19 protein-coding genes are annotated in these 16,294 nt (G+C 51.9%); all 19 read right to left on the bottom strand.

Annotated elements, in window-relative coordinates:
• Positions 1-85: 85 nt before the first annotated feature.
• Positions 86-712, bottom strand: a complete 627-nt coding sequence (locus tag Q9R35_RS04380) for a hypothetical protein (RefSeq protein ID WP_311219401.1) — start codon at positions 710-712, stop codon at positions 86-88.
• An 81-nt stretch (positions 713-793) separates the two neighbouring features.
• Positions 794-1,135, bottom strand: a complete 342-nt coding sequence (locus Q9R35_RS04375) for a hypothetical protein (RefSeq protein WP_311219400.1) — start codon at positions 1,133-1,135, stop codon at positions 794-796.
• A 109-nt stretch (positions 1,136-1,244) separates the two neighbouring features.
• Positions 1,245-1,802, bottom strand: a complete 558-nt coding sequence (radC, locus tag Q9R35_RS04370) for a DNA repair protein RadC (protein WP_311219399.1) — start codon at positions 1,800-1,802, stop codon at positions 1,245-1,247.
• Positions 1,803-2,082: 280 nt separating this feature from the next.
• Positions 2,083-3,198, bottom strand: coding sequence for a DUF6094 domain-containing protein (locus Q9R35_RS04365; protein ID WP_311219398.1), 1,116 nt, complete (start codon positions 3,196-3,198; stop codon positions 2,083-2,085).
• A gap of 1 nt (position 3,199) precedes the next feature.
• Positions 3,200-3,505 carry a hypothetical protein gene (locus tag Q9R35_RS04360; RefSeq protein ID WP_311219397.1) on the bottom strand — a complete coding sequence of 102 codons (306 nt, stop codon included), beginning with the start codon at positions 3,503-3,505 and terminating at the stop codon, positions 3,200-3,202.
• A gap of 107 nt (positions 3,506-3,612) precedes the next feature.
• Positions 3,613-3,948 carry a hypothetical protein gene (locus tag Q9R35_RS04355; protein WP_311219396.1) on the bottom strand — a complete coding sequence of 112 codons (336 nt, stop codon included), beginning with the start codon at positions 3,946-3,948 and terminating at the stop codon, positions 3,613-3,615.
• A 190-nt stretch (positions 3,949-4,138) separates the two neighbouring features.
• Complete coding sequence (locus tag Q9R35_RS04350) at positions 4,139-4,447, bottom strand: hypothetical protein (protein WP_311219395.1); 309 nt, start codon at positions 4,445-4,447, stop codon at positions 4,139-4,141.
• A 77-nt stretch (positions 4,448-4,524) separates the two neighbouring features.
• On the bottom strand, positions 4,525-4,800 hold the full coding sequence (locus Q9R35_RS04345; RefSeq protein WP_311219394.1) for a hypothetical protein: 276 nt from the start codon (positions 4,798-4,800) through the stop codon (positions 4,525-4,527).
• Positions 4,801-5,331: 531 nt separating this feature from the next.
• Positions 5,332-5,946 carry a DUF3275 family protein gene (locus Q9R35_RS04340; protein ID WP_311219393.1) on the bottom strand — a complete coding sequence of 205 codons (615 nt, stop codon included), beginning with the start codon at positions 5,944-5,946 and terminating at the stop codon, positions 5,332-5,334.
• Positions 5,947-6,357: 411 nt separating this feature from the next.
• Positions 6,358-7,056 (bottom strand): DUF3577 domain-containing protein, encoded by a 699-nt coding sequence (locus Q9R35_RS04335; protein ID WP_311219392.1) that lies wholly within the window; start codon positions 7,054-7,056, stop codon positions 6,358-6,360.
• Positions 7,057-7,465: 409 nt separating this feature from the next.
• Positions 7,466-8,467: a hypothetical protein gene (locus Q9R35_RS04330; protein ID WP_311219391.1), complete on the bottom strand. Its 1,002-nt coding sequence runs from the start codon at positions 8,465-8,467 to the stop codon at positions 7,466-7,468.
• On the bottom strand, positions 8,451-9,551 hold the full coding sequence (locus Q9R35_RS04325) for a DUF3696 domain-containing protein (RefSeq protein ID WP_311219390.1): 1,101 nt from the start codon (positions 9,549-9,551) through the stop codon (positions 8,451-8,453). The genes Q9R35_RS04330 and Q9R35_RS04325 overlap by 17 nt, the downstream gene beginning before the upstream one ends.
• Complete coding sequence (locus Q9R35_RS04320; protein ID WP_311219389.1) at positions 9,548-10,741, bottom strand: DUF262 domain-containing protein; 1,194 nt, start codon at positions 10,739-10,741, stop codon at positions 9,548-9,550. The genes Q9R35_RS04325 and Q9R35_RS04320 overlap by 4 nt, the downstream gene beginning before the upstream one ends.
• A gap of 736 nt (positions 10,742-11,477) precedes the next feature.
• On the bottom strand, positions 11,478-11,864 hold the full coding sequence (locus tag Q9R35_RS04315) for a hypothetical protein (RefSeq protein ID WP_311219388.1): 387 nt from the start codon (positions 11,862-11,864) through the stop codon (positions 11,478-11,480).
• A 61-nt stretch (positions 11,865-11,925) separates the two neighbouring features.
• Positions 11,926-12,363 (bottom strand): single-stranded DNA-binding protein, encoded by a 438-nt coding sequence (locus Q9R35_RS04310; protein WP_086060003.1) that lies wholly within the window; start codon positions 12,361-12,363, stop codon positions 11,926-11,928.
• 66 nt (positions 12,364-12,429) lie between these two features.
• Complete coding sequence (locus tag Q9R35_RS04305; RefSeq protein WP_311219387.1) at positions 12,430-12,867, bottom strand: hypothetical protein; 438 nt, start codon at positions 12,865-12,867, stop codon at positions 12,430-12,432.
• A gap of 88 nt (positions 12,868-12,955) precedes the next feature.
• Entirely contained in the window at positions 12,956-14,074 is a 1,119-nt protein-coding gene (locus Q9R35_RS04300; RefSeq protein WP_311219386.1) for a PFL_4669 family integrating conjugative element protein, read from the bottom strand.
• 45 nt (positions 14,075-14,119) lie between these two features.
• Positions 14,120-14,509 (bottom strand): hypothetical protein, encoded by a 390-nt coding sequence (locus Q9R35_RS04295; protein WP_311219385.1) that lies wholly within the window; start codon positions 14,507-14,509, stop codon positions 14,120-14,122.
• Between the two features lie 148 nt (positions 14,510-14,657).
• The gene (locus Q9R35_RS04290; RefSeq protein ID WP_311219384.1) at positions 14,658-16,292 is read right to left on the bottom strand and encodes a hypothetical protein; all 1,635 of its coding nucleotides are present in this window, start codon (positions 16,290-16,292) and stop codon (positions 14,658-14,660) included.
• Positions 16,293-16,294: the final 2 nt, after the last annotated feature.

Here is a 16,294-nt window from a genome sequence, read left to right as displayed (position 1 = left end):
GAGCCAGCGGGGCTGCTCCCCGCATGGGTTAGAAAAAAATGTAGAAAAGGCTGGATCCGGAAATCAGCCAATCAGCTTAGAAAAACTACAACTGCAAACGTAGGCGCCCTACCCTGACCCCATCAGAGATGAAATCAAGAAAATGCTCACTTAGGCTCACCCGAACTGCCTTGACAGGGCCAAGCGTGGGATACAGATCGCTGCCCATTATCTGCACAGCTTGCTTATCACGGCACCACGCCAAAACCTCTGCACGCCAATGGTCCAGAAGGGCCACCGGCGACAAGCTTTTGATCAGTTGCCAGGCACGATCATCAAGATCATGCTCCTGAGCCTCGTTAAGGCTGGCCAGGTCGCTCTCTGCTGAGTAGTGAAGAGCCCAACCGATTCGATTCGCACGGTCTGGCTCCTGTAGATTCTTGTCAAATACCCACAGTTGCCCCAGAGGACCAAACAGGTTTTGCTTAGGCAACCTGCCGGTGTGTTTACCTAAGCGATCCACACCGCCAACCTCCACTAAGTGGCGTTGGCCATCATCGCCGCGCAAGTGAAAGCGTTGTATACCGCCTTCCTTATTGCCCAACTGCATCGCAGCCATGAATTGCATCAGCGATCCATCGCGCCCATACAGTGAAACGAATAAAAAGCGGCCGTCCGACTCTCGGATGCAGGCATCTGCCCAGACTTCAGGAAACTCCTCTACTTGGTACATCACCGAGCTCCATAGTTATGCGACTAGCCCCTTCCTCGCAAAAAGGAGGAAGAGGCCAGGCCGCGTCGTTTAGAGAGATGATCAAGCCGAGCGCACGGCAAATGAGCCGTCAGCTTGATGGGTGATGTCTCGATTCCCCAAGTTGTTCCAGGAGTCGCGTTCGACCTCAGTGAACATATTTGCTGGCACAGTGATTTTGAGCCGGTGCAACACCGCTTTAAAATGCTCCAGGCTCAAACCAAATGGGTTGGACTCATAAAGATTGCTATACAGATACTGATCATCGAACCCGGTCACATCCGGATCCACAAAATCCACCTGCTTTTCGATGACCAGAAAATAATGACCCAAAGGCCTATCCCAGCCCAAGAGCACAGTGACGGGATGATCTTTATACGTGGTTTCAAAGTAATGACGACTCATGACAAACTCCAGAAAATGAGTCGCAAGGCCCCATAAGGGCCGCAGCGACCCTATGGGTACAGGTTAAAAACGCCCAAATGCGGGCTAAACAAACAAGAAATGACTCAAGTTACAGGTCGCCGTGCTCAGCGAACGAATAGCTAGTGTTGTCGGCTGAAGGCCCGACGATCAAATGATCCAGAACCCTTACATCGATCAGCTCCAATGCTTTTTTAAGCCGCTCAGTAAGTTGGCGGTCTACCTGGCTAGGCTCTAATTTTCCGCTTGGATGGTTGTGAGCCAAAATGACCGCGCCAGCATTGTTTTTGAGCACCTCTTTAACGACCTCACGAGGATAGACAGCCGTTTGATTCAGGGTGCCTTGGAACAACTCCCGATACTGGATCAGGCGAAGCTGGTTGTCTAAAAAGAAGACAGCAAAAACCTCGTGTTCTAGGCCAGCCAAACGAGCGACGGCATAGCGTTCCGCAATGCTCGGCGTTGACATGGGAGTTCCCGAAGGCACTAAAGACACAATCGCCTCACGTGCGGCCTCCAATATCTGCCCTGGCGTCGCCAACACGTAGTGCCCATGCGCATCAGCAACATGCAGTTGCGCGGGTTCAGGCGCTGCCTGAGCGTAGACAGGCGGCGCAATGGGTAAAATCGACGTATCAAAAGAAGACATGGGTATCTCCAAAAAGTGGAGACAGCCGGCCCCTTGAGGACGGATGTCCCCAAGGGATAAGACGGGCTGCTGACATACCATGCATGACTGCAGCAGATAAAAAAAAACTACCCAGGCAGTAAAAGACCACCTTGATGCGTTTTCAGGGTTGAACGCACCTGTTTGAAACCACTTTTGGCTTGATGAGAAGGTTTCCCCAAATGGCCTGGACCAGGCCCCTTGAGGAACCCTTCTAACGAAGGGTGAATAGCGCCAACTATTGGCACCGAGGAATAAAGCATCAGCTGATCTTTACTATCTGACCAAGCCGATGATCGGCAGTAAATTCAATGGCATTGATCGTAGGTACAAACTTATCCAGCATCGTGATGGTCTCTGAGACATTCCCTTTCTCATCCACCTCCAGGTTCTGGATACGTTCTTTCTTCTTAAAGGTATCCCCCTTTATCAGAAAAATCCGGCCGTCTTTCGATTTAATGCAGCCAGTCACCTGGCCGGCCGCCAGCGCAAGCGCCAGGTGCCATTGAGTCATCGTACGAAGTGGTCTTCTGTGACTGGTCCGCACCTGAGAGAAATGAACATCAAAGCCTTGCCACAATAGACTCGCCTTCCATGTATTGAGCTCGTCTTTCAATTGAGCGGCATCGATTCGCACCGCATGAAAGTCAAGCTCCGCATCAGCTGCTGGCACCTGGTAGGGTTCATCATCCCAGACCTCTGGCAATACTTGATCTACAAACTCTCCGGCCTGAGCCTGCGCAAGCCAGTCAAGAACGCTTTTACGTGGATGTGTGCTTCGGATTTTGGTCCCGAAAATGACACATTGTTTGAATTGCTGCTCAGGGGCCATAAAGAACCGTAAATTGTCGAAATTACGGGCCAAAAATGTCCGAATCTCAGCATCTAAGGCGTAGTACGGAATGATGTAGATAAGTACCCCGCCCTCAACCAGGAATGATGCCGTTTTCTTTAAGAACGTACGCTCCAGACGTTCGGCTTTGTCAGAGTCGGCGTTGGCCATGTTCGCCGCATCACTGATTCCAAACCCGTAAGGAGGATTCAGAAACAGTAGGCCAATACTACGAGCCTTAACCACAACGTCATGAAGGTCCGCGTGAATAACCCTATCCAAGAGGGTTTTCGCATGCCAGGCACGTTCTTTATCAAACTCAACACCCAGAGCCTCAATGCTTACTGAAACCTCACCAGCCCGCTCCTGTAGGCCAAGACGAATGTCAGCCAGCGCCGCACCTTCCCCGCAACATGGGTCAAGCAATCGCATAGGTTTTGATGCTGGCATGAGGAAGTGTTGAATCCGCTGCAAAGTCTCATCATCGGTCGGGTAGTACCCGGCTTTGACGAAGTTACGTGCCAAGCGAGTGAACAAAAGAGCCATGTCACGCCTCCTGAGCATCAATGAGTGAGATCTCGCGGCCAAACACCAAACCTGCTGTTTCAGGCGATGGCTCGCCATTCTGAGATATCCACCAACTGGGTGGTTGAAGGGGGTAAACAAGCAGGCCAAGGTATGGACCTTGTGAGGCAAAGCAAACGATTCTGCATTTACCAATATTGTTAAACCTGACCATCACAGTTTCGCCAATGGCTGGAACAGGTTCTGGCCCGGTCCAGATCAGTCGATCATCGGTACGGTTTCTGTCAGTTGTGTACAGCGGTAAGGTGAAATAGCGGACAACGAGCATGTAGGTCTCCGAAAAATAAACGACGAGAGACCCAGACGGATCGTCCCGCCGGGAAAGTGATAGAGATAATGCAAACCCATTCAGATGGGTTTGCATGGGTTAGAGGATCAGTACTCCGATGGCAATGTCAGCGTGGTGCAGGATCGATCCGATTCTGTAACGATCCAGATTTTGAGTTGGTCATTGACGCGATACGACGACATCAGTCGCCCTCCACACGCTAGGGACCGCTGGTTAAATCGCCAATCTTCGTGGCACAGATCCCCCCAATCACCAACAGCGTGACGAGCCAGGTACTCACAAGCGTTGATCGTGCCTTCTTGATCCAGCTTGGTAACACCTGGCGTAGCCACAACCACACCGAGCTCAAAGCGCGGCAGCACATCGGCAAGAGGCGAGAGATCGAAGAAATCTCTGCACACTGGTTGAGTCTGTTCAGTCATAGTCGGCCTCACTAAAAAATGCGCAGGCCATACCCATGCGGGTCTGTGCCCGCAGGGGTGAAAATGGAAAAACAAAAGAAAAGCGAATGTCACCAAGCCTATGAAAGACCTGGTAGACATTCGCTAATTTGGAGGAGCGGACTCCTCATCGGGCACACCGAGGTGTGCTGAAATGGTCGCGTGCTAAACGCTAGGGCATGAACATCTTCATGCCGCTTAAGATCAGACCGGCAAAACCAGCCAGCATCAAGCCAAGACGGATGGTCATATCCCGCTTGGTCACCTCGATGTCTTTTCTGGTCACTTCAATATCGTGCTTCAGTTCAGTGCGAAGCGCGGCAATGTCGTGTTCAACCTTGGTTGACCACTTCTCCAGCACTTGATCAAGTGTGAGTGCCATTGCACCCTCCATTGCGATGGCCACCTTTTCGGCAACCTCTTGCTTCATACCGGCATCGACCAGACCTTGCCGTAGCAGGAACAAGTCAGATGGACTCATTGACATATAGTACCTCTTAAAAAATAAAGAGGGCTATTACCCTTGAGGGTCAAAGCCCTCAAGGGTGAGTTAATACGTTAAGCGGCTACGACTGTAGCCCCGGATCGCAGCCAACGATGAGCTTGCAGACGTTGTTTAAGATCGCCAGGTAGACGCTGAGCCACATCCTGCCGAACGGAGCAACCTTGAACGAGGCGTACGAAGGAGCACACCTGTGCAGGTGCAAGCTCATGTCGAACCGCCAGGAACTGTTCAAAACCTTCATCACTCGCTTGAGAGAGCCAGTCATTGAAGATCGAGTGCAGATTCTTACGCTGAGCCACGGTGATAGGAAAAAAATGCAGTTGAGCCATGATCGTCCTCTAAGAAAAGGGGACGACCAAGCCCCCAGGGACACGGTGTCCCCATGGGATGAATAAGAAGCGCAGGAGAACCCCGCATGCATCGGTTAAAAGCAAATACCCAGGTAGCCAAAGCCACCTTGGTGCGTTTACAGGGTTGAACGCACCTGTTTGAAACCATCGTTGGTTTGCTTAGATGATTTCCCTTGAAGGCCGGGAATGATTGTCCTGGCTCGCAAGGGAACCCATCTAGGTTCCGGGCTTAAATAACAAATTAAAATTCATACCCCCTCACTCCCCTTGGCGAACCCAAGGTGTGCGTCACCGAAATGGAGGTCCTGGTGACAAAAGAAACGGCGCGCAAGGTACGTGGCTGGTTTTGCTATCACCAGCTCCGGCTTAGCGCAAAAGCTGCGGACGCATAAGGACGCCGCCTCCCAGATTCAACGATGCACCAATGCACTGTGCGGTCTGGCTCATGGTCTCGATATCATCAAGAACATAAGTCAAACCGCCACCTTCGGGCGGTTTAGAAATGAGGGTTTACTGGGCAAACCAGATTTGTTGTTTCGCATCGAAACGGTAGCCATGACGTTGGCCAAGTTCAGCTGCTTGCCGTCGTAGCAGCGCACGTTCTACAGTCGCATCAAGTTTGATGGGATCTCGGTTGGCAATAGCTCGGAGCATTTCTGCGTCAAGCAACCCATCGTGCCCTCCCTGCGTTGACTCTTGTGGTCCAGAACCCGAAGACCCTGACTGGGGCTTCCCACCCTTGTTAAAGTGGCTAAAGTCTTTTGCGGTAGATGGCGGGGGTACTGGCTTTTTAGGTGGTGCAACCCGTACAGGTCTTTGCTCGTCAATGGGGTCAGGCTCAGCTTGCTCATGAGCAGTCGATAATTCGGCCTGGCTCTCAACTTGTAAATCGTGCAAACGAGCACGAATTTCTGTCACACCTTTGCCAAACGCGATGTATTGCGACAGATAGATTTCACTAATCCACACAGTTGCCTGGTACTCACCTTCCTCAAACTGATCCAGGAGAGGGTCTTTGACCTTGAACTCACCATAAGCAGTTGAGAGGTCTGCAACGCAGAACGCACCATTTCGACTTTGTCGAATCCGCTTTACGCGCAACTGCGCTCCATCTATACGGATCATCGTGATCTCCTTCATAAAGATAGGGAAACCACATCCAGCCGGAAGAGATCTCCCGGTGGGGTGTGAAATGAAAGTACCCGTTCAGCTTACGCCGGACGGGTACAGGGGGGCTTGAATGGTGGCCATCCAACTTGCGATCGGATAGTACTTTAGAGCACGTGAGGTTCCTGTTTGAACGTGCAATTCAACGGACGTACTCGTATGAGATGTACCCCAACTCTATACAGAGCGTTCACGTTTCAGGGGTTGACGTGTCGTGCCCGAAGGCGACCAGGTTATTCAAGTGACACCTGAAAACACTCGCAAAACCGAATTAGTTTAGTCGCTAATTTTTGCAGCATCAAGGAGAAGAAAACCCTCGCACAGCCCCTAGTGGGAACAGCAACGAGGGTTTTGATGAGGCATTAAAAGTTAAGCGACGCTCTGATGGGCATAACTTGCAGCGTATCGAAGCGCACTACTTGCTCCATATCCTGCTTGATATGCCGCAGCGCCTTGGTTCACGGGCACCGGAGTGCTGTTGAACTTTGGCGTTGCTGTACCTTGAGCGTTTTCCTGTGGTGCTTTATTTTCAGACTGCACTTGCTCAGGCACATCCTGAGAAGACTCATCATCGGTCGAGGGGTTCTGCAGAGGAGTCTCCTCTTGAAAAGGAGTGTCATCCACGCTGGACTCTTCTTGCGATTCACGTCGGAAAATATTAACGCCATCAACAGTGACACTGTTGATCAACAACAGACGTCCCTTGATAAGTGCGGCAGGCTCTTGCTCGCCAGTAGTGCGCCCATTCTCATCTCGAAGGTTGCGCATGTAGGAATGGGCGTAAATATCACCCACACGGAACGAGACGAAAACCTTGCGTTTAGCCTCGACATCACCCTTGAGTTTTTCCACCATTTCGATGGCTTCACTCCCCGAGACCCGGAGGTCAAAGTAGGTGTAGTCAGGTTCGTCCGTTTTTCCACGCATGGCAGAAATCGAGCAAGAAAGAAAAGGCTTTGCTTTGCGGCCAGAACCCTTGGTTTCAACCCAACGAATACGGTTCAGATAACCGACACCGTTAACGTGAAGATTGAAGTGGTTAGAAGTTTGAGTGGAAGCGTTAGTCATGATAGTGAACTCCAGAAAAATGGACTGGAGGAACACGCACCCACCCAAGAGCCGAATGGCCTGGACAGGGAAAGCGGGTTCCCTGTCCGGGTAGCAAAGAAGAAGATGTACTCTGGTACTGTCTTAGAGGATCAGTACGTGCGTCTTTCAAGAGTTGAGACGCCGCTGCGGGGTGCCTTATGGCGATTCACGTAGCAAAGTTATCAATGAGTAATGATAAAGTCAAGAGCACGAGGTAAATACATAAACTCAGACTTGAACTGGAAAGTATTAACTGATCAGTTCTCAGCGGCCTAGAAATGCCCGCCTCCAGCCAGCAGCGGAGAGAGTCACGGCCGACAAACTATCGGGCGGTCTTTATCTATTTACGATGGCAGTCTACAGAGCAGTTCTTCCAAAGAGCTTTCGATCAAACGCCCGGCAAAGGGAGATGATCGGCGAAGATAGCGACGACCAATTTGTCGTTGCTCTCCGTGACGGGCCGATGGACATGGATACGGTTCTGATGACCCTCTAACTTGCAATGCCACTCGCAGTACAGCACCTTTCCATTCAAAGTCACTTCCCGAGCAACCCGGCAGCTCTTATTCGACTTAACATTCGCATGCTCTGGGGCGATGTCGATTTGCTTACGCGAGAATCTAATCTGCACGAGTTGGTCCGAGGGATGGTCGCCTGCATTGCCGGGCGAATCAGCAGGATCTTGCGCTGGAGGTGCAGCAGTGAACGCCCAGTGACCATAGTCGTTGAGAACGGCCAGATGCCGCTTCAGATTCGGTGCGTTGGCGTAATATCCACCAACAAAATTGCCTGCCTGATGGAGCACGTTACCGACAAAATGTAGCTCAGGATAAGCACGAGTCGCCAAACGCTCGAATGCCCTAGGGGAATTACCCTCAATGTCGATGCCCTCACGCCAAAATTCGACAACCGAACTGGGATTGCTTAACCAGTGAAGGCGTTGAGTGGCAACGGCTGATGACGTATCAAGTACTCCTTCGCGCCACAATCCGATGCAGGCGACCGCACGCCCATCACGAACCGAATGGTGCGCCCAGGCAACGTCTCGATTGAGTACAGTAGGGCCGACATCTATTGCAATGTCAACGTAGGTCGGAAAATCTGGCGGTTGCCTCTCTTCGTCGACGTAGTGTAAAGGTTGAGCAAGGTATACTGTCAACTCTTGCCAAACCTCCGTCGGCAAAGGCAAAGGCGAGTCTGAGCTCATCAGATCCCAGATAATTTGGTCTCCAAGAACAGGATCAACTTGAAAATCCTCACCGAACCAAACTGGCACCCCCGCATTCTTGGCGTCACCGAGAATCCCCAGGAACTGTTCGATCGCGGCCTGAATCTGAGCAGTGGCTTTCCCGTCAAACTTCCAATCATTACCGTCAACTACGAATGCCATCGGTCGTCCCTTTTCGACGCAGGCGTCCTAGCGCAGCGACGTCGATCTGATACTGGTCGAAGAAACCTTGTGGCCAATGCGAGATGCCACCGCGCTCCGTGAAGCAAAGCTCTTGCACGTTGAGAGGTGTCGAATGATCAAAGAAATGAACTATGGCCTTATCTGGACTCAAGAATGCATGCTCGCCGATTGCGCGGCGCATGCCATTAAGGACGTGGTCCGAATGCGTTTCGACAACTACTTGTACTCCCTTGGACGCCAGCCAAGCGAGAAAGGCCCCCATCCGTGACTGTCCTGCGGGATGGAGATGAGCTTCGGGGTTCTCTACAATCATCAAGCCACCTGTCGCCGCTGTCAGTCCTGCCACGATAATCGGAAGGGAGTAGGACACCCCAAAACCCATATTCGGCGCCCTCACCCATTCTCCATCGGGCGCCTGGAAGCTCAGCGCGTACGCATCCGCGCCCGCGTGATGTTCGGCGTTGATCTGCAACGGCCTAGTGATCTCTCCCAACCACATCTCGATCTGATACTTCAGCAACGACTGATCGTCCAGATTCGGGTGATGCCGGCCATCGATCCCAGGTCGCAAACCCCGTGTCTCGATTATCTCAGCAGTAAACTCGCCTCGTACCCCGACCTCAAGCTCATTTACTGGTAGAGACGATGCGTCGACGCGCACACGCGGACCAATACGCTCCGCAGACAGGTAGGTAAACCTGCCTGGCCCTGCTTGAAAGGCAATAGGCGGAGGGTCCGGCCTGGAGATGACCTGGAGATGACGTGCCTCTTCATTAGGAGCTTTGAGGACCCAGTCGAATGTCCTGCCATCTTCGCGAACATGAAACTCGACGTCGGAGGCATGTTGCCAGTTGACAACGTCGGTTGCGGTGCCAAGTTCCAGGTCGAACGGGCCACGCAGCTTGACGTGCTGGCTGCTATTAGCTTCACGCATCATCAGCAGCGCTTGGATGACGGAAGTCTTCCCTGCGCCATTCAAACCTGTCAGGACTGTCAACGGTTTCAGCGATAACAAGACGGTGTCGAATCGCTTGAATCCACAAATAGTCAAATGATCGATCATAAGAACGCCTCGCGAATCGCGTCATATGTGCAATGCAGCCTTAGTGCAACACGGCGCCAATCGCCTGTTCCAACAGTGATGCAACGAACGTACTCATCCTCTTCGAAAAGCGATAACAGTCTCCCCCGAACCTCGTCTGCGTGTGAAGCTAACAAGTCGTGAGGGAACTTTGCCAGCGCGATCGCCTGGGCCTCGAAGACCGCCCGATTGAGCGGTCCGCGTTTGCTTGCGTAAGCGGGGTTTCGTCGGAATGCGTATTTGCCAAGGACACAGATGGCGTTCCTCATAGCGAGGTCGAACTTTTGACACATGTCGATGAGTTGGCTGTCGTCAAAGCTTGGGCCGCTCGCGGGACGACCGTCGATCCGCTTAGTAAAGTCGGCGAGATAAGCATCGAGGCTCGAGAACTGTCGGTAGACCTCCTCATCGAAGTTCAAGAAGGCACAAAATCGAAGTGCCAGCTCCCGGTTCATCATGCGGCCGGTGTCTCTCACCCAGCGCGAGGAGTCGTTGCGGTCCTTTCGAAAGAAATTCCGCGCTGTCGCCTCATCAAATGACGGGAGTTCGGACAGCACTAATAGGAACTCACGCGACCGCTGACGGCTCATTGCGTGGCGAATCTCTTGGGCAGAGAGGGGGCTACCAAGAGTGTTGACTCGACTGAAAATGTCGTATTTTACCTCGTCGGGCGTCTGAGGCTCGATGATGTGGACAACGATCTGCGCAGCTCGGAAACGTCGCATCACCGCTTGATCGAGTTGGTCATATCTGAGGCCGTCGAGCTCCTTTAGGTACTCGAGATCGGCAGCGGCGAGTTCGTGCTCATTGTTCATGAAAAGATGAATCGTCGATAGACGCTGCACCCCGTCGACGACTTGATAGGTGGCGTCTTCCTCTTGATTAAAGTAGAACGCGGGCAATGGAATCCCAAGCAAGATGGACTCGATGAGACGGGTTCTTTGGCGCCGCTTCCAGACGTATTCGCGTTGGAAGTCGGGCGACAGGTCAATTTCATCCATTCGGATTTGTTCGACGACTTCCCTAAGCGAGAAGTTCTTCGTCGTGATCCGGATCTTCGACGGATTCCACGGCTGAACGGTGAACCCCTCCCCTCCTGTGTCTTCGTCGTCGACGACATCTGGAGCAAGCTCATTGTCAAGTTCGAGCGGCTGGTTATTAGAAGGTGTCATATTTTGGTGACATCATAGTAAGTTTCTGTGAAACGCTCTGAGCGCCCATGCGCAGGTTAAAGGCGCGATTATTAAATGCTATGGCCCACCCTGTATCCATCGATAGCCTGAGACAGGATGGCCTGCTCCTCGCCACGAGTAAGTTGCATCGAGTAGCTGGTACCAGTCTGTCTTGTCGAACCGTATTCAAAACGATGCAGAACGTTCCTACGACCTACTGCTCAAAGCAGATTACCAGGAGAAACTGCAACACCTTGGGTAACAAAGCTATTCGCTGGCCGAGCAGCGCATTATCGTACTTTACCATTAAGCGCTAAAAGCAACCGGCGACTGTTACGTCGCATCCAAGACGAGTATAAGACCACGCTACTGCATAGCAGTCGAGACATGCAGGGCTTGTCAGCATATGAATCAAGATTGATCTCGTGGCCGCAACTTCACAGCTCATCGATTTCGAACAGATGTTCTGTCGATAGAGGCAACATGTGCATGCTCGCTCCGCTAACACCGTGACGCGACTCGTGATGATAGAGATGCTATCGGCTAAAAGTTGGGGCGTCATCTTTCGAAAGCCCCTAGGGTTATGCTGATGGGATATATGAGATCGATGATGAATCCTTATCTTGCTTCAAATGAACGAATCTTCGCCAATGCGCGGCTGATTGGAAGATTTTCTAGACCTGCCGGAACAAAGATATCGTCGTCAGGCTTAATAGCCGAAATCTCATGATCGTTTTCATCGATCTTCCAGGCATGCTTTATCCCCCGAAGTTATTGAATGGCTAATAAGCTCGCGTCTAGCCAGTTCAAAAATTTGAATGTCGAGCAGTTGGGTAAAATAATCAGGCTCTGGTACCCTAATAGCCGCTCTTAAAAGTGCAGACGCTCTTTCAAAGTCAACGTGCTCATGCTGATAGAGCGCCTGCAACCACGCCAGGGCATGGTCTGCACTGCCCTGCTCCAATACCCACATCCGCCGTCCTGGGCACCACCATGCTCCAGCTTTAGACAACCGGGCGGCCATTCCTGAAATATTGAACAGTTGTAGCCCAAGCCTGCGCCCATCAAAAACAGCTTGAATAAGTAACTCAGGGGCCTTAAGCGAGATTGGGACAATATTCAACGGCAGCACCTTACTTTCATAACACCTCCATATCTATGAACATTGCCCCCTATCTTGTTAATTACGCTGGAACATCCTCATCCGACGGCACATCTTGATCACGAGCTGCCGCAGGCCGGTTTGCTTGCTTGTAGGTGATCGATTCAATGCGTGTGAGCTGCAGGGCCACATCCTCAGCGACGATCTTGATCACCTGTACCTCGGCATTCGTGGTCTCATCTTTGGCAAAGAAATCCCGCTCCTCACCAATGACCAGCACGCGAGCTCCCTTGCGCAAAAACTGTGCGCACGCCTCGGCCTTGCTGCCGTAGATCTCAACCTCGCGCCAGAAGCCCCCAATCTGCCCAACTTCGCCGGTGGCCTGGTCCACCCCATAACGCCCAAAGTACACACGCATACTGCACACACTAAACTCTTCCCCCGAATTGTTCTTACGAGGAATACGTTTCAAGGTGGGTGAGTCACCCAGGTTGCCCTTACCAATAAACAAGTTCTGCATATCAACTCCTTTCGGTGAAAAACAAACGACTTGACCATATGGTCGGATTGCCCTGCATTAACTGGATCACGTCCCACTTCGTCTCGGAATTGTCCTGGCAAACGTGGGCACTTTGCGTTGCTGACTCAGTAACTTCAGCTCACGTACGAGCCCACGCAATTTGAGATGTTGCGAATTGAATTCTTGTGCCTGAGCATTGGCCTGTTCGTACCACTGCCGCAGCACGGTCGGTAAGACCGAATATCTTGCGTGCGCCTCTTCCCATGACAGATGCTTTCTTGTGCCAATCTCTCGCCAACGCAGCGCCATATAGCCGTCCGCTTTACGACGGTGCTCAGCCAGATACATGGAATAGCCAGCCACTTTCTTTGTGGCAGCACAGAGAGCGACCATATCTGCTTCAACCTGGTCAACTTGCATGAGATGGTGGCGCAGCGACTGGGCGGTGCCCCTACCCGTAAAGGGCTTTGTGTCAATCACACTCTGACACGTTTCGTTCTCCAAGGTCTTCCTTGCCCACTCAACCACATTGACACGTAGACTTCGAGTTCGCTTCGTCATCCTTTCGCCCTTCCCTCACAAATCCCTTTCTTCACACCAAATCCGAATCGGCATCTTGAAACTGATTGGCTTCGCGCTGTGCTTCAGCTTCGGCCAGTTGCACACCTACTGACTGCAACAGGCTCCTTTCCTTCTCAGTTAATGTGTACCGACGCCGAGAATGTCGTGGTTGCAGCTTGGCGGTAAAGACGTCGGCAGGCACCATGCCGAATACTTCGCGCACGAATTCCACACGCTGCTTACCCTCTTCTGAAGCATGTTCCGTAATGAAGTCCAGTCGGGACAGCGCATTGATGTCTGGCTGCATGAGCCAACGTGAAAACCTGGCGACCTCATTGAATACGCGACGGATAAAGCGAGTCATTTCTGTGATCGAGCGGCGCATTTGCTGATCGCTTAAGAGCGTCTTGCGACCCAGTGTTTTCTGCAAACGGATGAAGTAGTCATAATCAACAATCAAGCGGCTGATGCTGTATCCGTAGGGGGATCGGAATCCCAACTGCAAAGACTGCGGTTGAGCAGACTTCAACACGGAATAACTCAACCCACGTTGCTGCTGGCTTGACAGCAAAGTCTCGGCAGCCTTGATCTCCTCTTGCAGCCGCTCATTCACTTCTTCCATGGATTGCTCATGACGCAGCAAAGACCAGTCAGCGTAGGGATTGTCATTGCCCGTCAATAGCCATAAGCTGCGCAACGAACTGGCAACACGGCGACCACCTACGATAGGGGCCACATCTGAGCCAGGCTCACGCACACGCCCCATAAACAGCCTAAATGCCTCCTTGGTATGCAGGGTCATCAGATCGTCTTCTGAATCGACCAGAGAGCCCAGGTCATCCATAGCGAAGAACTCAGCTGGTTTGACGTCAGGGTCCGAACCCTTGCGCGTCTGGAACTTGGCCTGCATACGTGCCAGTTGATCTTTACGATCTTCCAGTTCGATATACCGCTCATAAAGTGGATCATCCTCACGCATCGGCCCTGCCATATACGCGGCCAGCAAGGCCCCTTCGCCGGTGATCGAATATCCATCGGCGAAGGGGGAATTCTCCTCCGTAGAGAAGCCAATAAAAGACTTGGGTGCGGGAATGGCAGCGGGCTTGTCGCTGGACTTGAGTCGTGGCTGCTTATCAGTCGAAGTAGGCATAGGTAGTCACTGAGAAGAAAAATGAATAGGAGGTGACGGACATCATCAGATCGTCGACCCCTTGAAATCTGCCAGCGGTGTTGCGTTGACAGCATCCAGAAACGGAAACGTGTTGGTACGGAACCCAGGCAACATGCCGCTCAAAGGGTCTTGATTGAGGAATTCCAACAAGGCGTCACTGTTGACTGTGACCAAGGTGCGGTAATTAGGCTGAGGCATCACGTTAATAAGCCCCATTGATTCCAATCGCTCGAAGGCACGTTGAACTTGACGACGGTTGATCTGACCTCGCAATGAGTCCAAAGCCATCTTGGTAGCGGACGTCCGAACTCGGCGCTCATCTCCGTGGTCTTGTAGCAGTACATGAAGAACCAGGGCATCGCTGTATTTCTGTAGTCTATGCAGAAGATGGATAAACAATTGTTCGTTGGTCATTAATACGATCTCCTGAATGTGTTCTGTTAAGTGGCCCAAAACGGGCCACCTCCCACACTGTGTGCGGTGGCCCAAAATGGGCTACCTCCCAACTGTTTGGGATTAGGACAAAATGTCCTACTGAATGAAGTTCTGGTCAGCCAGGTCCTCATGACTGCTTCCTCATGGCTTGCACTTGCTGGCGCAACTGGGCAAAAGCCTCCTCTTTTGTCATTGGAGGCAGAGAAGTCGTTAGGTTTGTATTGAGCGCCTTGATGTGCTCTTGGACGGCGTCCTGCGCATGTCGATTTTGTTCACGCTGGCTCGCGATGCTTTGTGCATACGCCAGATGCACACGCCCCGATTCCAAGCCAACACGCAGCGAATGCAAGTAACCAGGAGGATTTGCGATTTGCTTACCTGGATTGCGCAACTGGCCTTCCAGTTCATCCAGTAAACACTGACGATGTTCGGGTTTAGCTGTGGCCAGCACTTTCCGCACAGCCTCATGCCATTGCTTGCCAAGCACACTGGGTAGGTTGATATCAACCTCGTCGTTTTGAAAATTCAAATCGTCACGACGACAACCCGCTATCTCGGCCAGTGCCTTGGACTTATCCCCTGCAGACGCCGTGATGATGACGGGTCTTGTAGTTGTTTGAAGAGATATTGTTGTATTGTTGTTTCGCGGTTTGGGCAGCTTAGTTTCGCGTTTTGGGCAAGTTAGTTTTGCGGTTTGGGCATCAAGTTTCGCGGTTTGGGCAACTGGGCCAGTTGGGAGATCGCTAATTTTTGTGAGTTGTCCACAAGCTGCACCAGGACTGACTGAGGCCTGAGCAAAGAGACGTCCAGGATTCATACTGGCAGGGTCACGCAGCGCGTGCTGGAGGGTAGCCTTCGCCCGTGCTGCGCCAGCACTATCCAAATCAAACAGCTGCCTTTGTGACTGTGTGCCAGCTCCAAATAATTTGCTTGATCGTGATGGTGCAGGCTTCTGCCCATTAACAGGGTCAGGTTTGGATACCGGTGTCAGTTTCGGTGTAGCAGCAATGGGTGGCTGATCGGTAGACTCAGACTTGAGGGGGTACTGCTCCTGACCGTGTAACAAAGGGCATAAGGCCAACAAGTTAATGCGTATGCGATTACCTGCCTCCTGGAGTAAACCCATTTGTTTCAGGCGATCACGGGCATTGCGTTGTGTTTTACTGGTCAAGCATAGGGCGTTACGAATCGCCTGTTGAGACAGCGTAAATTCACCTTCGATGCTTCGGCTGTAAGTAAGAACATGCCGTTGCTGAATCAGCAGATACGATAGGTACAAGCCAGAGGCCACATTGCCCGCAATGTCCGCCAATGGCCGATAGAAGCTCACGTAGCGTTTCAGCAATGGTGCGAGTTGCGCCCAGTTTGCTTTCTGATCAACAACTGAGATCCCCAGGCAAGAAGCGAGACGATCAAGGTTAATACGATAGTGGAGCTTGGCCGGTCTACCAGCCAACTTTTCCTGGATCAACGAATGTTGAACGAGCAAGAGACGAGCGCTCTCCTGCTCTCGGGTGGTCAATCCCGTTGCTTGCGTACACTGTTTTGCCGTCAGAAAAAACCAGCCATCACGATTTTTATAGTGAACGGCAGTATGCCGAGCCCAGTAGAGCGCATGCCCCAAAAACAAAGCAGCTTTGAAATTGCCCAGCGTTTCAGCCAGGTTTGGGTAGTACTGTACAAACCCTTGGCTGGTGAGCAACTGCATAGCCTCATCAATTAGAGACGCCGTTGTTGTATCGGTGTTTAATGCGGCACCCATAG

The organism is Alcaligenes sp. AB3 (assembly GCF_031844565.1).
In the GTDB taxonomy this organism is placed as follows: Bacteria; Pseudomonadota; Gammaproteobacteria; order Burkholderiales; family Burkholderiaceae_B; genus Alcaligenes; species Alcaligenes faecalis.
This window is presented reverse-complemented; position numbering and strand designations above follow the sequence as displayed.